At 47.8% G+C, this 17,725-nt stretch carries 11 protein-coding genes; all 11 read right to left on the reverse strand.

All coding sequences use genetic code 11. The annotated features are described in order from the left end of the window. Position 1: 1 nt before the first annotated feature. The 11 genes from IEX60_RS18460 to IEX60_RS18510 all read right to left on the reverse strand — a co-directional run bounded on the left by IEX60_RS18460 (position 2) and on the right by IEX60_RS18510 (position 17,500). A complete protein-coding gene (locus IEX60_RS18460) occupies positions 2 to 1,336 on the reverse strand; it encodes an AlbA family DNA-binding domain-containing protein (protein ID WP_188752888.1) in 1,335 nt (444 codons plus the stop codon). Between the two features lie 319 nt (positions 1,337 to 1,655). After that, on the reverse strand, positions 1,656 to 2,375 hold the full coding sequence (locus tag IEX60_RS18465; protein WP_188752889.1) for a hypothetical protein: 720 nt from the start codon (positions 2,373 to 2,375) through the stop codon (positions 1,656 to 1,658). A gap of 134 nt (positions 2,376 to 2,509) precedes the next feature. After that, positions 2,510 to 3,244 (reverse strand): restriction endonuclease, encoded by a 735-nt coding sequence (locus IEX60_RS18470; RefSeq protein ID WP_188752890.1) that lies wholly within the window; start codon positions 3,242 to 3,244, stop codon positions 2,510 to 2,512. A 212-nt stretch (positions 3,245 to 3,456) separates the two neighbouring features. Further along, the gene (locus tag IEX60_RS18475) at positions 3,457 to 4,434 is read right to left on the reverse strand and encodes a collagen-like protein (RefSeq protein WP_188752891.1); all 978 of its coding nucleotides are present in this window, start codon (positions 4,432 to 4,434) and stop codon (positions 3,457 to 3,459) included. A gap of 849 nt (positions 4,435 to 5,283) precedes the next feature. Beyond that, the gene (locus IEX60_RS18480) at positions 5,284 to 6,264 is read right to left on the reverse strand and encodes a hypothetical protein (RefSeq protein WP_188752892.1); all 981 of its coding nucleotides are present in this window, start codon (positions 6,262 to 6,264) and stop codon (positions 5,284 to 5,286) included. Positions 6,265 to 6,288: 24 nt separating this feature from the next. Further along, entirely contained in the window at positions 6,289 to 8,280 is a 1,992-nt protein-coding gene (locus IEX60_RS18485; RefSeq protein ID WP_188752893.1) for a sialate O-acetylesterase, read from the reverse strand. Between the two features lie 5 nt (positions 8,281 to 8,285). Beyond that, positions 8,286 to 10,157 (reverse strand): beta-N-acetylhexosaminidase, encoded by a 1,872-nt coding sequence (locus tag IEX60_RS18490; protein WP_188752894.1) that lies wholly within the window; start codon positions 10,155 to 10,157, stop codon positions 8,286 to 8,288. A gap of 7 nt (positions 10,158 to 10,164) precedes the next feature. After that, positions 10,165 to 11,376 carry an IPT/TIG domain-containing protein gene (locus IEX60_RS18495; RefSeq protein WP_188752895.1) on the reverse strand — a complete coding sequence of 404 codons (1,212 nt, stop codon included), beginning with the start codon at positions 11,374 to 11,376 and terminating at the stop codon, positions 10,165 to 10,167. A 26-nt stretch (positions 11,377 to 11,402) separates the two neighbouring features. Further along, positions 11,403 to 12,326 (reverse strand): DUF1735 domain-containing protein, encoded by a 924-nt coding sequence (locus IEX60_RS18500; RefSeq protein ID WP_188752896.1) that lies wholly within the window; start codon positions 12,324 to 12,326, stop codon positions 11,403 to 11,405. A 27-nt stretch (positions 12,327 to 12,353) separates the two neighbouring features. Further along, complete coding sequence (locus IEX60_RS18505; protein WP_188752897.1) at positions 12,354 to 14,189, reverse strand: RagB/SusD family nutrient uptake outer membrane protein; 1,836 nt, start codon at positions 14,187 to 14,189, stop codon at positions 12,354 to 12,356. Positions 14,190 to 14,203: 14 nt separating this feature from the next. Then, the gene (locus tag IEX60_RS18510; protein ID WP_229717637.1) at positions 14,204 to 17,500 is read right to left on the reverse strand and encodes a TonB-dependent receptor; all 3,297 of its coding nucleotides are present in this window, start codon (positions 17,498 to 17,500) and stop codon (positions 14,204 to 14,206) included. Positions 17,501 to 17,725: the final 225 nt, after the last annotated feature.

Raw genomic sequence — 17,725 nt, forward strand, 5'->3', positions numbered from 1 at the left:
CTTACTGGTATTTTTTTCGCCACCATTTTTCTTCGATGTAAGCAGCTATATGTTTGGCATCGTATAACAGAAGAGACGAGGTTCCTTCACGTACATAAAATTCATGACGAGCTCCCCCAACTACATTTCTGTTAAATAAAAACACAGGCTCATCATCACTTTTATTAACTGTAATGCAAAATAACCGCTTGTCTTCAACGGTAACAAACCTTCCCTTTATATAGTGATAGACCAAGACGGGGTCGTTTCCGAAAAAATATCTTTTCATGGTTGAGAAAGACTTAATGTAATCATCTTCGTTGTTTTTATTCTCCAACTCAACACCGACAATTTTTCCGTTATCTTTTACGCCAATATAGATGTTCCCTCCATATTTATTCATAAAAGAGCAAATGACTTGAGCCACTTCTAACCCCATATTTCTAGGTTTAGGGTTTCCATTTTTATCCTTTCCAGGTATTGTCCCAAAAAGAAGAGGTTTGAATTCTACGGTCTCACTTTCTCCGTTTTTAATAAGTTCTTCATGTTGATTGAAGATCATTTCAACCTTTTCATCAATCAACTTCCGCTCATGATTTTGAAAAAACTCGAGATCCCCCCACCAGTTCTCTTTTTGGTAGGGCGTCCAGTCAAATGGTGTTTTCAGGATGGTGTGCCAATCTGCCCATTTCTCTTGCGGTAACCCTTCATAGTAGCGTTCCGAATCCCAATAATAAACTTTGTCTGACTGGTCTGCCGTGTCGTATCCGAGGTTTTGGTACAGTATATATTCGGTATCGAGGTTCAGCATCAACTCATCTACGTCATAACCTGTTGATATGATATGAGGGTCATTGGCATCAAGTTTAATGGTTCGGTGAATAGTTAGCTCTGCTTCATCATCTTCTGCATCAAGAAGATTTACGTCCCGAACGAGTATAACCACTGCATCACCGTACGGTGTCACTTTGTCTGCCTTTTCAGGATTTTCCAATGCCCATACCCGATGGGGATTCCCCTCATAAAACGATTGAAGTTCTTGCCATAGTTTTTGCGACTCGTCGGATTTACGAAACATTTCCGGGATATCGGTATTGTTTTCAATGGGTAAGTTTCTGGGACCCTCGACTTTTTTACCTATAGCATTGTTTCCAGTCTCCTCCGCATCACCTAGTTCAAGACGACGGTAATCAATCATTTCCTGAATCTTTTCATAGAAATCAAACGCTTGTTTCCTTGCAACAATTGGTTGTTCATGCACAAACACCCTATTAACAGATACATGAACATCTGTTGCACCCTGCTCATTAGCGATATATCGTGCATGACGGACGACATAATGGATTTTAGGTTCCATATTTTACTCTTTTTTTAGGTTAGTATGATATATTTCTGATCATTCAATCCGCTAAATTCGCAAATGGTCGTTTGCCATATTGCCTCAAGAACGCTTGTATTAATTCTCTTTCGGTCCCCCGAGGGTCGCCATTCGGCAATGTCTTCCAACAAACCACAAGCTGCTTTGCATCTTTCAACTGTTAAATTAGCCTACATCCAGTGATCACAAAACTGGATTCTCCAGTTTTTCTGACGGATTCAATGTTGTTGAAATCTATCAGAGTGAAATGAATTAATAAATGTATTAGGACAAGATTGAGAGGTATGTTCACGTTCGTTTATTCAAATTTTAAATATGCTGAACCTTTTCGGCAATCATAACAATTATATGTAAACCATTGAAATTTCCTTCGTTGGCCGGGGAGTAAGTAATCCCCTCCTATTGCATAGGTTTCCTGGGTATTGACAATATTGCCTGACTTATCTCTGTATTCCATAACAAATTTTATAAAGTCAACTGCTGTCTTAGAATTGTTAACTACCGTTCCCCAACCTTGTATAATACCTCCACGCAGTAATTCATATTTCCAATGCTCAAGCTTCACATTTTCTTTTATATCTGACATCAATACGTATTTTTCTATATCAGATTTTCCATTCATATCGCCTACGGTATTAATAACGACAAAGTTATAACTATCAATTATCGTCCAACCGTTTCCTGCTTTCTCTACAACGAAAACGACATTTCGCCCCAAACTTGCTTCAATAACTTCCACAAGGTATGTTTGAAAGCCAATAGATTTAGAAGTAAGTTGCCAATTGTCAATTCTATAATAGGAATAATTTTTCAATACCCCATATTCATATCTAGTACTGAATAAGCCAGAACTCTCTGCCTTATTGTACATCAAATAGTTTAATGCATTGTTAACTGTTTTTTCTGGGCTATTTAAAAATTGATCCAGTAATTTACCTCGGAAATAGTAGCCAAAAAAACAGGTCACTGCAATTACTCCTAAAATCACAAAATGTCTTTTTTGAAAAGTTATGGTCATGTTATATCTGAAATCAAAATCATTAGGCTTTTTTCATCCTATGACCCGTAAGTAACACCTTCACTAAAAACTCTCATAATGAAGTAATTAAATGAAACGATAATTCATCATTGTTAACAGAGTGGGGCTTGCGTTTATATATTTTTTGTCTGCAAGTAGTGAATTAATCTTATATTATTGCTTTCGGCGAGCGATATTGCTGATTTTGTATAAGAACTATTGCTAATTACCAATCCCTCCCTAGCATTGTAGAATTTCATGCCTGCGACCACTTCTTGCACAGCCTTATTGTTAATGGCTGTTTTGCTTTTCTTGCATTGTATTGCAATTTTCCGCTCCGCTTTAACAATAATTAAATCTACCCCCTGATCCCCGCTTCCTTTGGTTCTTCGCACCTCCCATCCTTCGTTTTTCAGTTTAGTTTCACAAAAAATCTCAAATTGATGACCAGTAAAATTTTCAGAAAACGAATCTGTCTCCATTAATTTCAACTGACGCTCCTTCACCATTTCTTCGATCATTACCGCTATTTCTTTGTATGTAAATCGCTTACCTGACGGACTAGCCCAATCATCCATGGTGGCCACATAATCGCTTAAATAGTTGTCAATAAAATATTTCACCCCTTTCGTCTCCCAATTGGTTAAGATTTCGGTTCCATACGGATCCGTAAAAACTAATTGCCTTCTCTGAACGGCAAGCACATCAATATGCTTATTGATGATCTGCTTACAACTGGCAAGACTTTTTTTTCTATTTGTTTCAATCTCCTTCTTTAGTTGCTCTTTGTGTATTTTTGATTTGTCAGAAGAAGAAGCTATACCACTAATCAAAACAATCACGATGATAACTACAATAAAAGTATCCATCCCAATAAAAAAGATTGTCAACTACACTTAATCTACTAAATTTACTTATCGACTAATTCTTTCCCTGAACTACCGATTGGGTAAATCTTTTAAAGAACTCACTTACCACTCTTTTTATTTTCGCTGCATGTTGAATGTCTGCTGTTGTATCCATAACTGTACGACTAGAATAATTTAATTTGCAGTATAGCGTTTTAAGGACCTATAAAAGCCTATATTTCTAAAAAATCCTTAACTGCATTTAAATTGTATACATCAATATTTAGCCTTTGCATAACACTTACTTGTGCACCGGATATTAGAACGAATTTTAAATCGTAGATGAGGTTTTCGATGACATGTTCGCCAACAAGCTCCTGTATATTTTCTTCAGGTTCATAATAAGTTCTTGTTTCGGAATTGTAGTGATAAGTGTAAATATAGAAACCGTTTATGGTTATATCATTCCTACCATACTTGACAGCAGACCGTTCGCTTTGGTGAGATGCAACCAAGTCTCCGTTTAAAAAGGAATAATTTATTGGGATATACCCGTCGGGAATCATCGACCACGAGCTATCCATATCATTAGGAAACCTGACGTAAACCAATACAATTCCGTTATCATAGTAATCAGCATAGTCAGGTACCGGAATAATACTGCTCTTCAAATATCCTCTAAATCCCCATTCATAGTTTTCTTCAATACCCACCTCATTAAATTTATGGTTCTTTATAATGACTATTTTTGCTCCATTGCTATTGGCCGGCCGCAAGCTAATAGGCATTCCCCACCCTGATTCGGATTTAGGGCCGTAGAACATCGCATCTGTTCTGTCGAAATAAAAATCATTCACGGTACCCATTGATATCTCTGGAGACCCTTCTCCGCTGAAAATATAGGAGCCAGGGTTTCCCGGTGTTCCAGGAACCCCGTCATCGCCTCGCAAATTCAAGGGCGAACCCCATCCTGAAGTCGTTTTAGGCCCATATAGATTGGCACCCTTCTTATCTAAATAATAATCACCTAAATTGCCTACATCATGATTAGGCATGCCTAGACCATTATAAATAGTTGAGCCATCTGCACCCGAATTTCCTGGCTCACCTTGTGGTCCTACGGGACCACTTTTTTCGCAACTGTCTAAGCTGAATAGGCAAATAAACGCGAATAAAAATTGCTTTACTGGAATGATGTTAATTTTCTTCATACTGCCTAAAAATAAAAATGTTTTGGACTAAAGTAGCGCTTATTTTAAGGCGTCTTCAAGCCTTCCGTTAATAGCGCAGCCCTTTTACTTGTTGTTCTTTCCTTTTTCTATTATTGCCACACGGATCAGAGTCAATAGAACTACGATCAATAAAGTATAAATCATAATATTGTTAGCTTCCCTTTCCAGTGATTGTCGGATGTAGGGCAAATAGCCCTCTGAATCCTTCAATATTACCTCTTGGTTTAGCCAACGAATAAATATATAAGCTATTGTCAACGTTATGAGCCCCTGAATAATAATCATTTTAGATTCATGTTTCATGAAAGCTTTTCTTTTTCGAATTGTCAAATTATTTACGACTCTGCAACTTAGTGCAGTGGCAAAAGTATCCCATCTTTCCCACCTTTCTTTACGGGAAACCATAATTCGTTTAGTTCTGTAATTGTGGAAAGCTGATTGTTTTCCATTTATTCCATATTTATCTGTATCAATTTCAATCATAAAGAATAAGCGCAGACCTACACCTGCTTGTGTCTTAGAGGTTCGGGAAAACCCTGGCGACAACAAACAGGGAGGCCTGCGCTTATCCGCAGGCACTCAGCCTATCTGCCCCTGTCGCCATAAAAGAAATTTCCCGATTTCTAAGACAAGTCCAATAAAGCTAAATGCTCAATTATTTGTTATGTATATAAATATGCTATCTCATACACTTATTGTTTATATTTATAGCTTGGTTTACGAAACTCCACTTCAAAGGTAACGATAAAATTAAAATTACGCGGTAATAATTGATTACCTAACTTATGTACTCCAGATCAGCGCAAATCAGATGCTCCGTTTGGACGGCTACTCCCGTTTAACCACTTTCTGTATATCGAGGTTACGGAACAGCACGCCGGAATTAATCGTAGCCGTGTTTTCCCATCCGATGTTCAGGCTGGTCACGTACATGTCGGCCAGGGAGGAGTTTTTCAGGTATCCTTTTTCCTGTGCCTTTTTGAAACTCGCCGTCAGATCATCCAGGATATTCCGCCTCACGGAGACCCATTGCTTATCGTGCATGGATCGGTCAATCACCTCCTTGCTGGATAGCATGTAGATGTACTTACCGGATGCGTCATCTTTGCCGATATCCTCCGCCATGTAGGCAGGTACATCCCGGTACCGGTAATCGTAAAGCGGGAAGCCGAACCACAGGAAATCTCCCTGGCCCGGCGACTCGGGATTGCCGTCCTGCAAGGTAATGAATACCTGGAATTGTGCGGAATGCAGGCCCTTGTTAAACGCGGATTCAGGCATCTTCAATTCGCTGAAAAGCAATTTGGCATCCAGCTGGACCAACAGGGCTTCGATTTCCGACAACCTGGTAGGGGTTTGGAACGCCTGCTCCAACAGGAGATGGGGCCAATAGGTTCCTTCTTCCCTTGGTTTATCGTATTCATGTTCTGCCATCACTTCCATCCGCACACTGACTACGTCGTCTTTCTTACTCAATCCCAATGTTTTCCCCCGGTTTTCATATACGATTTCTCCGCCCGGCAAAACGGTCTTTTCACTGGAAAGTGGATACCTGGATCCCCATTCGGCAATACGCCAGCGCACAGGCTGCGGATGTTCGCCGAAGGGAAATAGGTATTTTCCGGACTGCTGATCGCTGGTATTCGTTCCGGAGAGCGCCAGGCCATTGCGGAAGCCCGGATCATCAAAAATCGAAAGGGTGTCATGTACCACCCGCTCCTGTGCAGTCGTGGCATTTCCGCTTCCGCAGGATTGTACGATAAGGCCTACCCATGCCGGCATTGTCAAAAAAGAGAGCTTTCGGTTCATCTGTTTGTTTTATAGTGCTGATTTTCAATAAGGATACTGATCTGCTATTTCCCAGTTGTCCGTCCGGAACGGGATCGCTCCCAATCCGGCCGTGTTTTTCAGGTTGGCCCGGACGGGGTAATTTTCCCAACCGTACCGTACGGCGGCAATGTGCGGCACATCGGCGCTCGTAAGGCGTATCCGGCCATCGGCGGTAAGCGTTGCCCTGGCGGGGTGAAACCGTCGGTCGTCTCCCGCTACTTCAAACCCGGTTATCTCGCTGTCGGGTCCGCCGAAATCGGCCGTTCCTTTCTTGTAGGAAACCCAGGCCGTCTTTCCTTCCAGTTTTACGTTTGCTACATCGGGCCCGGAAAACGGCGCCGATAACCCACCCTGTACAAGTTGCACCGCTGCCAACGACATGCGCCGACCCAACTCCCATTTCCGGTACGGGTGGATATCCAGGCTATCGCCCAGGTCAAATGCCGTTACCAGCCGTGCGCGGGGATCATCGTCCAAAACACGCCGCTGGATATCGCGCAGCAGCGGCCAGGCTCCGGGAACCTGGTTGCCGCTTTGCCTACCATCGTATCCGGCTAATTGCACACCGATGAACGCCAGGCTGTCATCCCGCCAGGCTTCCCGCCACGATTTCAAAAAAGTTGGCAGCAGGTACTGATATTGGGATGATCGGTGGCAGTTGCTTTCCCCCTGATACCATAAAACACCACGGACGGGATAAGACCGCAGCGGATGGATCATTCCGTTATACAGGTAAGCCGGTGCATGATTCTGTCCGGGAACATCCCAGCTCAAGGGCCATTCGGCCGTTACCTCCCCTCCTGCTTTCTGCACGTCCAGGTAACCGTTGTACCGTTCCAACATCGCGCTGGCCTGCGGTATGGCGCGGAGCGAATCGACGGGTATCCAGCTCTCTACACCCGTTCCTCCCCAGGCGGCTTGCAGTATGCCCACTGGAATGCCCAGTTGTCCATTCAGGTGAATCGCGAAGCTCAGTGCCGCCGCGGAGCACCCCCATGCATCCGGCGAGTCGGCTTTGATCCACTTACCCACTGCTGTTTCCTCCGGCTGTGGCGACGGCCATTGCTGCTGCATGAAAAAACGGATAGCGCCATTTTTCCACGTTGAATCCAATTGCTGTACCACATCGCTCTGCCAAGCCCGCATTTCCAGGTTGGACTGCCCGGAGGCTACCCACACTTCGCCGATGGCGATATCCTGAAATTCCACTGTGGCAGTCCCACAGCGGATCTGCATCGTCAGGCCGGTGGCCGCTTCCCTGGCTGGCAGGACCACCCGCCAGCTGCCATCGGGCCCCGCCAAGGTACTATCCCTGCGGTTAGCCAGCACGACACACACCCTACTTCCGGGCTTGGCAGTACCCCATACGGGAATCGGCTTTTCACGCTGCAACACCATGCCGCTGCCGAATAGAGCCGCTGGTTTCAATGACGCCTGTTCGGGTCCGGGTACCGTTGGATAACGGTTAAATGCGCGGAGCTCGGTTGCCGGGCCACCGATAAATGGTCCGGTCCTGCCCAATCCGAAAAAAGGCAGGATATTCTCCACGCTTTCCTTGAAAATCCGCTTGCCCTGCGAGAGGTCGACCAGCTCAGCTTTCCATTGCCTCCAATGCTCCCGGTCCACCCATGGAGCGCGGTATACCTTCAGCCGGTAGTTGTGTTGGGCCAACAGTTGCCCTTCTTTCACAAATTGCTCGGCGATGCGGGTATGACCGTACTGCTTCCTTCCCAACTGAACCAACAGCTTCCCGTTACGGTTGGCAACGGTCAGAAAATGAAAATCTGAGGAGTCGCTGTAGTTGAGCAGTAAACCGATTACCGGATCGTTGTCCGAGCGGACGGCCATGTCGACCGAAAGCGAATCCCAATACAGATGCCGATCGCCGGCATCCGCCCCAAGCTGCCGGGCTATGGCGATATCCTGACTCATTGCCGGGAATACCATACACCGGCCCAAAATTAAAAACACCGATACGGCTTTTACCAATTGCATAGGCTTTATCTAAATTCCATATTCTCAAACTCGTGGAGCATGCACGTTACCTGCTGGCCTATGCGCTCCCCGTTTCTATAGCAAACAGCGCGCACCTGGGAAGCTCCCAAGGGTATTTCCAGCGGTTCCCCCTCGTAACGGGTGGAATGGTGATCCACATTGGTGCCATCAAAGGTATAATATATACTTGTTCCCGGCGCTTCACTGTCCAATTTTACCTGCCATTTCCCGTTTTCATCCTTCATGCCCGCTATAATGGGGTTGTACATGCTTTTGGCGTAGTTTATATCCGCCCGGTCAAAATACACCATCCGGTTTTCCACCCGATGGAAGAAGTCCTCCCAGTTTTTGCGTGCTGCGGGCGACCAGAACGCTTCCGAAAGGGCCAGCGCCCTTGGCCACGTCATGTATTCGACATGCCTTTCGGTGGGTACGCTTTCCGTCCACAGGTTACCCTGGCCACCCAGGATGAACGCTTCGTCTCCTCCCTCCGGAACCACCGTGAAGTCGTAACAATGTTTTAACCGGACAATGGCTGGAATCACGTTCACCGGTTCCGACGAAAACACGCCCTGTGCAAAATCCAGATAGGTTTCGCGGGAAGGTGTCATTACCACCTGATACCCCTGCCGGGATAATTTGGCACCTTCCTCGTGGCTGGTCCAGGCATAGACCACCGTTTCTTTATCCAGCAAGCCCGGTTCTTCCAGGTAACTGCTATACCAACAGGCCGTGTGCTTACCCTTAGCCCGCACGTTATCCTGCATGCGCTTAAAAAAATACCCCTGCAGGCTTTCGGCGTTCGCCAGCCGCTTTTCTTCCATCAGCGCTTTGCAGGCAGCATGTGCGTTCCAAAACGTATAGTTTACTTCGTCGCCTCCGGTGTGGATATAGGCATCGGGGAATAGTTCCGCAATCTGCGAGAAGATAAGGTCCAACACCGTATATACTGAATCGTTTGCTGCGCACAGGACATTGTGCACATTTTCCATGCCTGCGCCGTTCCCCACGCTATAGGTTTCCCCGCTGCAGGAAAGATGAGGCAACGAAGCGATCAGGGCGAGGCTGTGCCCGGGCACATCGACTTCAGGAATGACCCTGATGAACCGGTCTTTGGCATACTGTACGATTTCTTTGATGTCCTCCTGCGTGTAATAGCCGCCGTACGTCGCCGGCTCGCCCGGCTGCGGGGCCAGCGAAGCCCAGGTTCCCGTGCGTTTGACGCGCCAAGCCCCGATATCGGTAAGTTGGGGCAGGCCTTTGATCTCGATCCGCCAGCCGTTATCATCCGTCAGGTGCCAATGAAACACATTCAGCTTGTGCTTGGCCATCTCGTCGAGGTATTTCAGCACAAATTGCTTTGAAAAGAAATGCCGGCTGACATCCAGCATCAGGCCACGCCAGGCAAACCGGGGGTAATCCCGTACCTGGTAACAGGGAACAGGCACCGTTTCGCGGGTTTTGTCTACCGCATTCGGGATCAATTGCAGAAAAGACTGGATTCCGTAAAAGAGGCCCGGTAACGCATTCGCCGAAATCCGCACCCCATCGTGCTCCATGACCATGTCGTAGCCTTCTTCGCCCAACGTATCCGCTTTCTTCCCGTTCAATGCCAGCACGATGGCTCCTGCTGTCGATCCATTGATTTGTACCGGAACGGAAATTCCCGTTGCCTGGGCGATTCCGGACGAGAGCCGGGACGCCAATTCCCGGAGGGATCCGTCGGCAATGACAATTGCCGTATTGGGACTGATTTCATACGACGCATGCCGATCCTCAACCTGAACAGGAATCGGAATAATAGGCGGGGCCGACTGGCCCCGCACGATCGTAAAAGATGGAAAAAGAAAAAGAATGGCAATAACAAAACGTCTCATCGGCTTATTAATTCAGTTCCACAGAAAGGTTATCGAATGAAATTTCCGCATTGCTCATCCGGTAATAGTAGAAACCTACCGATCCGCCGACATACGGGTTGTCATCGGGTACGGTGGCGTTAAGCAAGGCATCCCCTGAATCCAGGTTGGTCAGCTTCACACCGATCTCCCCCGGTGTTGCGGAAGATATTTCAACCCGGTAGGTATTACCTACGGAAAAGCCCGGCAGATCAACTGCCGAAACCACCATAATCCAGTCTTCGGGCCCACCTGCACCGGTCTTCAAAAACTGGATCCCATTGTCAAGCAGGCGCACCAGGTAGAACCGTTTCCCGTCGGATTGCACATTGAATATTACCCCCGGTAAAGCTCCTCCTTCGGACACCCGGATGTCGCAACCGAGTTTGAAAGAATTTCCATTTCCAACCTGCAGATCGAGCCATTGGTCCCGATAAAGCATGTGTGCATTGGTCCAATGGGCCTCCCCGAAGAGCTTTTCATTCCGGATTCCGAAGTTTCCCTCCATGATTTGCCAGCCTGCACCAATGGGGCTGGGGATTACGGATGCGTCGGTCAGCGCAACATCCGGGCGATCGAAGGCTTCTATCCATGCACCCGGCAGAATATCGACGGTTATGGGTTCAGCAGTCTTGCCCGCTACGGTGACCACCACCTCTGCCGGACTTTCGACACGCTGGGGTACGATAACGGTCAGCTCGGCGGGAGTTGCGGAAACAACGTCAACCGGAATGCCTCCGATTTTGACCAGGTTGTTTGCGGCGACCGGCGAAAAATACTGTCCCCTGATCACCAGTTGCTGACCTGCCCGGATCGTTTCCGGCACAAATTCCGCAATCACCGGTTGATGTGCCAGTACTACCGTCCTGACGGTTGACGGGAGTCCTTTGACGGTTACCATCACATCAGCAGTGACGGCTTCGATCTGCGGTACCATCACCTGCAGTTCTTTTAACCCGGCCGATACAACGGTAGCTGACGCGGTATCGAAGTGGACCTCGATATCCGATAGGACTTCCGAGAAACGATCCCCTTTGATGGTCAGCACGTCACCAACTGACGCCACTTCGGGGCTGAGTTCAAGAATGACCGGATCGTTATCCACAGGCCATTGTTTTTCTTCCTTTTGGCAGGAGAGCGCGGTCAACAAAACACCACAGGCACATATCCATCCAAACATATATCGATTATTCAATTTCATAACGGTTGTCGTTTTGTGACCGAAGATCAGTTTTCTGTATATTCAATCCTGAAAATCTGGATCTCAGCATTTGGGTTTATCTTGTTTGCTGCCACCGATGCAAGGCGCAACGGCATCCAATATTCGCCGTACGCGGGCGATCCATCGGGTTTTACCAACCGATTTGCCAGCAACTTGCAGGCAATCTGTCTAACGGTACCTTTTGCGGGAATAAACCAGTCTGTACTGCTCATATCTACGGCCGACGCGGGCATAGGTACGAGATTTGTTCCATTTTCTTCGTTGTATTGATGGACAAAATCCTCGTCTACAACCACTTCAAAAGGTAATTGATTAGAAATTGTGTAATTTGTGCTTACCTTGGAGTAAATCCAAAATCCGTCCGTTTGGTCCGCTTTTACCTGTACCGTATTTTCCTGGATTCCCGGGAAGTCGAATCGGATGTACGGTTCCTTCAGATTGGGCACAAGCAACGTCTCCATAACGGGTTCATCGGCCTTTTCGATGGATGCACCGACCACATATACCCGGCATGGCAGGGCCAGTTTCTTGCCTGCTGCCAAAGCTGTAGCAAGCGCTTCGGTGTTCAGCAGAAATGAAAAAGAAGCCCGGTAGTCATCCGCGTTCATCTTAACCGTTGTGCTGACCAACGAATAAACCTGATCGCCCAGCAATTCGTAGGGCTCGCTCAATGTCCTGTTGTACTTGTGTAGCAAGGTAGGATCCACCTCGATCTTTAACTGCACGTTTTGCTGGCCGATGCCGCTTTTTATCACATAAACGGGAATGGAATCCGTGCCCCAATTATACACGTTTACTTCCTGCAACCCCGGTTTAGCCAGGTATACCTTATCCGGCTCCATGTCATTCCACCTGTTTTCCTCACATCCCCAGGTGAAAAAAAACAGCAGGAAAATCCATTGAAAATAGCTACAACTTATTGTTTTCATCTTTATGTATTTTAGAGTAAAAGCCGATTACCATCCGTAATTCTGAGTTATGTTGGGCATTTCCGCCAATTGGCTTTGATGGATCGGAAACAGGTAATGCCGGGGCTGGAACACCATGTTTCCGGGGAACACCTGTGAAGTGCGCGACCAGGCATCCTCAAAACGGTTAGCGAGCAGGTTCCTCGTATAGTAAGGTCCATTAAACTCCTGTTCGGCAATCATCCACGTACGGATATCGTAATAGCGATGTCCCTCAAAAGCCAATTCTACCATCCGTTCTTTACGGATGAGTTCACGCAACAGCTGCTGGTTTCCGATCACCTCCGGGTACGCCTCCTCCAGCTTGTTCAGGCCGCTTCGTTCCCGGATCAGGTTCAGGTACCTGAACGCTTCCGTTTCGTCGCGGGCTGGTTTTTCGTTGCATGCTTCGGCATAGTTCAGGTAAATCTCCGCTAGCCGGTAATATGGCCAGCTGAACTGCCCCCACTGCCCCTGTTCCGTATCATTGGAGGGGTCGCTCATCCGGCGCCACAGGTATCCGGACTTTACGCAGTCTCCGGATTGGGTGTAAGGAGATGTTCCGCCGACCTGAAAAGTAACCAGTTTCTGGCCGTGGTAGGTATTTATATACCAAAAGCCGTTTGCCAGTACCGACGCATAAAAACGGGCGTCCCGGCCCACCGTACTCCGGTGTGCCTTGATGGGGGCCCAATTGTCAAGGGGATGGACAAAATCTTCCACAAAGCCATTTTCTGAATAACCGGACGCAGGATCAATGACGGGATTACCGTTGTTGTATCCGGTAATCGGAAATCTCCCGGTCTCCGCCATCGGATAGGTATCCACCAATTTCAGCGAGGGTGCATACCCGCCATAACCCGTCCGGACCACCTGCGGGGGTAATGTACGGGAAACGAACTGAAATGGGTCAGCATCCCACCTGCCCCAGATGACTTCTTCGTTCCAAAACTCAAAATACACCCCCATGTAGGATTTGATTGCTCTCCGGAAGGGATCTGCTTCTGATGTATTCCGGTACAGTGCATACCGATTGAGGTCGATGACCGCTTTTGCCGCATCTGCCGCTTGCTGCCACTTATTCGGATCTGTGGTTTGAGGGAACAGGAACTCACCCTGGTGATTCTTCAACCCCCGGTAAATGGCTGCTCCATTGAACAGGGGTCTCGCCATGTAAAGCAGCAGTTCGGATTTGGCTGCCAATGCCGTTCCTTTGGTTACCCTACCCTGCCAAGCCGCTTCGGTTATCGTTTCGGGCAAAACAGCTGCTGCCTGGTCGTATTCAGACGCAATAAAATCGATGTTTACGTCCAGCGGATGCCGGTCTATTTCTTCGTTTCGGATGGCGATGTCGCTGTCCTGATCTCCCCAAATAAACACCGGGCCGTATTTGCGGACCAGTAAAAAATAGTAGTAGGCACGGAGAAAGCGCGCTTCTGCCTTCATCACAGCTCGCTGTTGCTCGTTGATCTCCAAGCACATATCAACGTTGTTGATGAAGACCGTAGCCTGCTTGATCGCCTGGTAATTATGTTCCCACGTTTGATAATTGCCGGTAGCTGGTGTTTGTGCGCCGGCGTTCATATTCAGCCAGGGAACGCCGGATAACCAGGAATACAATGCCTCGTCACTCCTACCCGGCAAATCGCCGTCATTACTGAAAATGAGGTTTTCCTGTGGAAGAAAACTATACACATGGGCCAGGTACGACTCGGTTGTGTGCCGTTTACTGAACACTTCTTCCAAGGTAAGCTGGTTCTGCAGTTCTACGTCCAAGTATTTCTCGCAGGCGGCAAGAAAAAAGATGAACGGCAGTAATATGAGGTAATTTGATATTTTGTTCATGATATACTTTCTCCTTATAATACAACATTAACCCCCAGGTTGAAGACCTTCATTTGCGGGTACGACCTTCCGTCGCCCGTGCTCAATTCCGGATCCCACAATTTGAATTTACTGAAGGTAAGCAAGTTAACCCCTTGCATATAAAGTCTTATCGATGAGAAACCTGCTTGTTTATACCAATGTGAGGGAAAGGTGTAGCCGAGTTCAGCATTCTTGAGCCGCAAAAAAGTCATGTCGCGCAAGTAAAACGTAGATGACTGGCCGTTATTTTCATTGTAGGCCAACGACAGCCGCGCGTATTCCGCATCGGGATCGGGATTGCTGGGGCGCCATCTTTTTTCCGCCACATCTGCATAAATCTGGCCCTCAACCAGGATATTCGAATTTGGTCCCGTAATAGCTGTTCCACCGATCATGCGGCTCACATTGCCTACGCCGTGGAAAAACAGCGACAGATCTATGCCCTTGTAAGCGGTGCTCACACCGAATCCGTAGTTCAGCTCCGGAATGGGTGAATAGCCGATTCCAACGTAGTCGAAAACGTTCACCTCGCCGTCTCCATTGATGTCCTTATATTTGATATCGCCGGGCTTTACTTCCCCGAACATCTGCTTGGGATGGTTTGCGATGTCTTCTTCCGACTCGAAGAGCCCCATCGCGATCAGACCTGACACTTGGTTGAGCCGCTTGTTTTCAAATGACTGGTAGGGCCAGATCGGTGTCGGCTTGTCGTTATAGAGGACCTTGTTCCGGTTATAGGTAAAGTTACCTCTGGCCTGAACGTGCAGTTCGCCGAATGACCGGCTGTATTCCAACGAGGCATCGACCCCTTTGTTCTCCATCCGCCCTAAATTCACGTATTGGGGAACGTTGATTCCGACGATCGACGGGACGCTTTCCTGCAGGATATAAATTCCCTCGCGGTTTTCCCAAAAGTAGTCGGCAATAATCATCAGGTTATTGAAAAGCCCCAGTTCAAGTCCTGCGTTCCGCTTGATTGCGCTTTCCCAGGAGACATTCGGGTTACCGGGATGGCCGGTAGCAATGCCGCCTAAGTCACGCTGCCCCGTACTGCCGAACCGGTATCCGGTAGCGGATTTCATTTCGGAATTGTAAGCAAACCGCCTGTTTCCGCCGATCTGGTCATTCCCGATTTCCCCGATTGATCCGCGTACTTTTAACAGGCTGATCGTTGATGTCAGGTCTTTAAAGAAAGGCTCATTCGTGAGGATATAACCAAGTGCAAGCGACGGGAACAGGCCGAACCGTTTACCGGGAGCAAAGTTTTCGGATCCATTATACCCGAAGTTGCCCTCGATAAAGTACCGATCCAAAAAAGAGTAGGTAACCCGTGAGGCGATGCCGATATTCCGGTAAGGGAAGGCCGCGATGAAGTCTCCTGGAAAGTTGTCGGTGTGTTCCCTCATGGAGAACAAAATAAGTCCACCCACGCGATGGCGGTCCGCAAAATTCCGGTTATACGTGGTAGACGCTTCCAGGTTGATGGTTCGATTGCCCCGGTTGGATCTCGCCAAACTCAGGTAATCGCTCCCATCGGTATTCTGATGAAAAATCAGGTTGCCCGCTTCGTCCCGGCCGGTTGCATAAAAGGTTGCCGGACTTTTTCGTTTATCCAGTGTGGCGGCATTTACGGCATCCCAGGAAAATTTGACATTTGCCTGCAGGCCCGGCGTAACCAGCTCCGAAAAATCTTGCGTCACACTGATGAGGGATTGGGATGTATTCCAGAAATCTTCCGAATATCCGGTACTGTTCAGTGAATAATACGGATTATTGCCCACCAACGGCATGGCATGTGTACCGTCTGAATACTCCAACGGAATGGATATGGGCGGTGTTGACGTCAATATGCGGTACATGACCTCCATATCGACCCCCAATCGGTTCCTGCGTTCGTATTGATTGGATAGGTTCAGGCTCAATACTGTCGACGAAGTAAGGTTAATATCCAGGTTAGACCGGAAATTGAAACGCTGGTAGTTAAATTCCGGATTGTAATTTGGTGTAACCACCGGTTCAAAAATGCCATTCTCCCTTAAATGGGAACCCGAGACATAATACCGCGCAACACGCCCGCCGCCCGTTACATTCAGGTTCATGCGTTGATTGGTCGTACCCGGTTTAAAGATGGCATCCATCCAGTCCACATTGGGATATAAATCCGGGTCGGCACCGGTCAGGTACAGCTGTTTTACGTGGTCCGGAAACGGTACATTCTGCGTCCCTTCAAAACTGATGTCGTTATAATAATCCATCCATTGTTCGGCATTGGCCATTTTTACCATCCGCGTAGGTTCTAGGTAGCCCCGTTCGTACCGTGCATTGATGGTCGGCTTATCCTTGTCCTTACCTCTTTTGGTGGTTACCAATACAATGCCGTTGGCACCCCTGACTCCGTATACGGCAGTAGCCGTCGCATCCTTGAGGATCGAGAAAGACTCAATGTCTTCCGGGTCGACCAAATCCAGCGGCCGTTCGATGCCATCGACCAAAATCAAGGGAGTGCTGTTGGCGCCAAAGGTACTGACACCCCGGATCCAGAACTGGGCGCCCGTTCCCGGTTCTCCGGAAGATTGGATCGCGACGATACCCGCCAGCTGACCCGCAAGGCTGCTGCTGACCTTGGAAACCGGCTGATCTAATTTACCGGGTGTAATCGTGGTGATTGCCCCGATAACGCTCTCTTTGCGTTGGGTTCCGTACGCAACGACCACCACTTCATCCAAGTTTGCCTTCTCTTCCTTCAGGACAACCGAGACAACCAGGGAGGCATCGACCTGCACTTCCTGCGGTATGTAGCCGACGTTGCTGCACACCAGGATATCCCCCGGTTTGGCGGTCAGACGGAAGCGGCCATCGGCGTCTGTGGTTGCGCCGAGTTTCGTCTCTCTGACCGAAATGGAAACGCCGGCTAGCGGGTTTCCCAACGAATCGGTGACCTTACCAGTTACTTCCTGCTGGGATGGCTTCAGCGCTTCGCTGGGCAAGCTGATTTTTGTCTTCGGCAGCAGCGTAATGATATTTCCATTTATCCGGTAGTCAAACGGCTGCGATGCCATCAGGGCCGGCAGCACTTCGGAAATGTCCTTGTTTTTCACCGATAGGGTTACCGGTCTCGCCTGGTCGAAATACTCAGCCTTGAACAAAAAATTGTATCCGCTTTGCAGCTGGATATCCATCAGCACGGATTCGAATGAAGCTTTCTTCACCGTCAGGCTGATACGCTGCGCATATACATTCGCCGACACATTGAGCATACCGGCCAGCAGCAGTAGAAAGGTTAACTTCATAACCAAGAAATACTTAATCGGTTTATTATATTTCATTGATACGTTATGCATTTCGCATACGCACGCAGTAGGCACAGCCGATGTACATTTGATACTTCAGGCTATTTCACTAAGTTTGTATGCTGGGTTTATAAATTTGGATTTAGAACACCATCTTATCAGGCCCGGCTTTTTTCACCGGATTCCGATGGCTGTCGGGATCCGGCTTCTTTTTAAATGGGCCTT

Origin of the sequence: Parapedobacter defluvii, from assembly GCF_014642075.1 — a bacterium.
GTDB lineage: Bacteria > Bacteroidota > Bacteroidia > Sphingobacteriales > Sphingobacteriaceae > Parapedobacter > Parapedobacter defluvii.

Coding starts and splice junctions, on each gene's coding strand:
- IEX60_RS18460 (WP_188752888.1), bottom strand. CDS start 1,336: ATGGAACCTAAAATCCATTATGTCGTCCGTCATGCACGATATATCGCT.
- IEX60_RS18465 (WP_188752889.1), bottom strand. CDS start 2,375: ATGACCATAACTTTTCAAAAAAGACATTTTGTGATTTTAGGAGTAATT.
- IEX60_RS18470 (WP_188752890.1), bottom strand. CDS start 3,244: ATGGATACTTTTATTGTAGTTATCATCGTGATTGTTTTGATTAGTGGT.
- IEX60_RS18475 (WP_188752891.1), bottom strand. CDS start 4,434: ATGAAGAAAATTAACATCATTCCAGTAAAGCAATTTTTATTCGCGTTT.
- IEX60_RS18480 (WP_188752892.1), bottom strand. CDS start 6,264: ATGAACCGAAAGCTCTCTTTTTTGACAATGCCGGCATGGGTAGGCCTT.
- IEX60_RS18485 (WP_188752893.1), bottom strand. CDS start 8,280: ATGCAATTGGTAAAAGCCGTATCGGTGTTTTTAATTTTGGGCCGGTGT.
- IEX60_RS18490 (WP_188752894.1), bottom strand. CDS start 10,157: ATGAGACGTTTTGTTATTGCCATTCTTTTTCTTTTTCCATCTTTTACG.
- IEX60_RS18495 (WP_188752895.1), bottom strand. CDS start 11,376: ATGAAATTGAATAATCGATATATGTTTGGATGGATATGTGCCTGTGGT.
- IEX60_RS18500 (WP_188752896.1), bottom strand. CDS start 12,326: ATGAAAACAATAAGTTGTAGCTATTTTCAATGGATTTTCCTGCTGTTT.
- IEX60_RS18505 (WP_188752897.1), bottom strand. CDS start 14,189: ATGAACAAAATATCAAATTACCTCATATTACTGCCGTTCATCTTTTTT.
- IEX60_RS18510 (WP_229717637.1), bottom strand. CDS start 17,500: ATGAAGTTAACCTTTCTACTGCTGCTGGCCGGTATGCTCAATGTGTCG.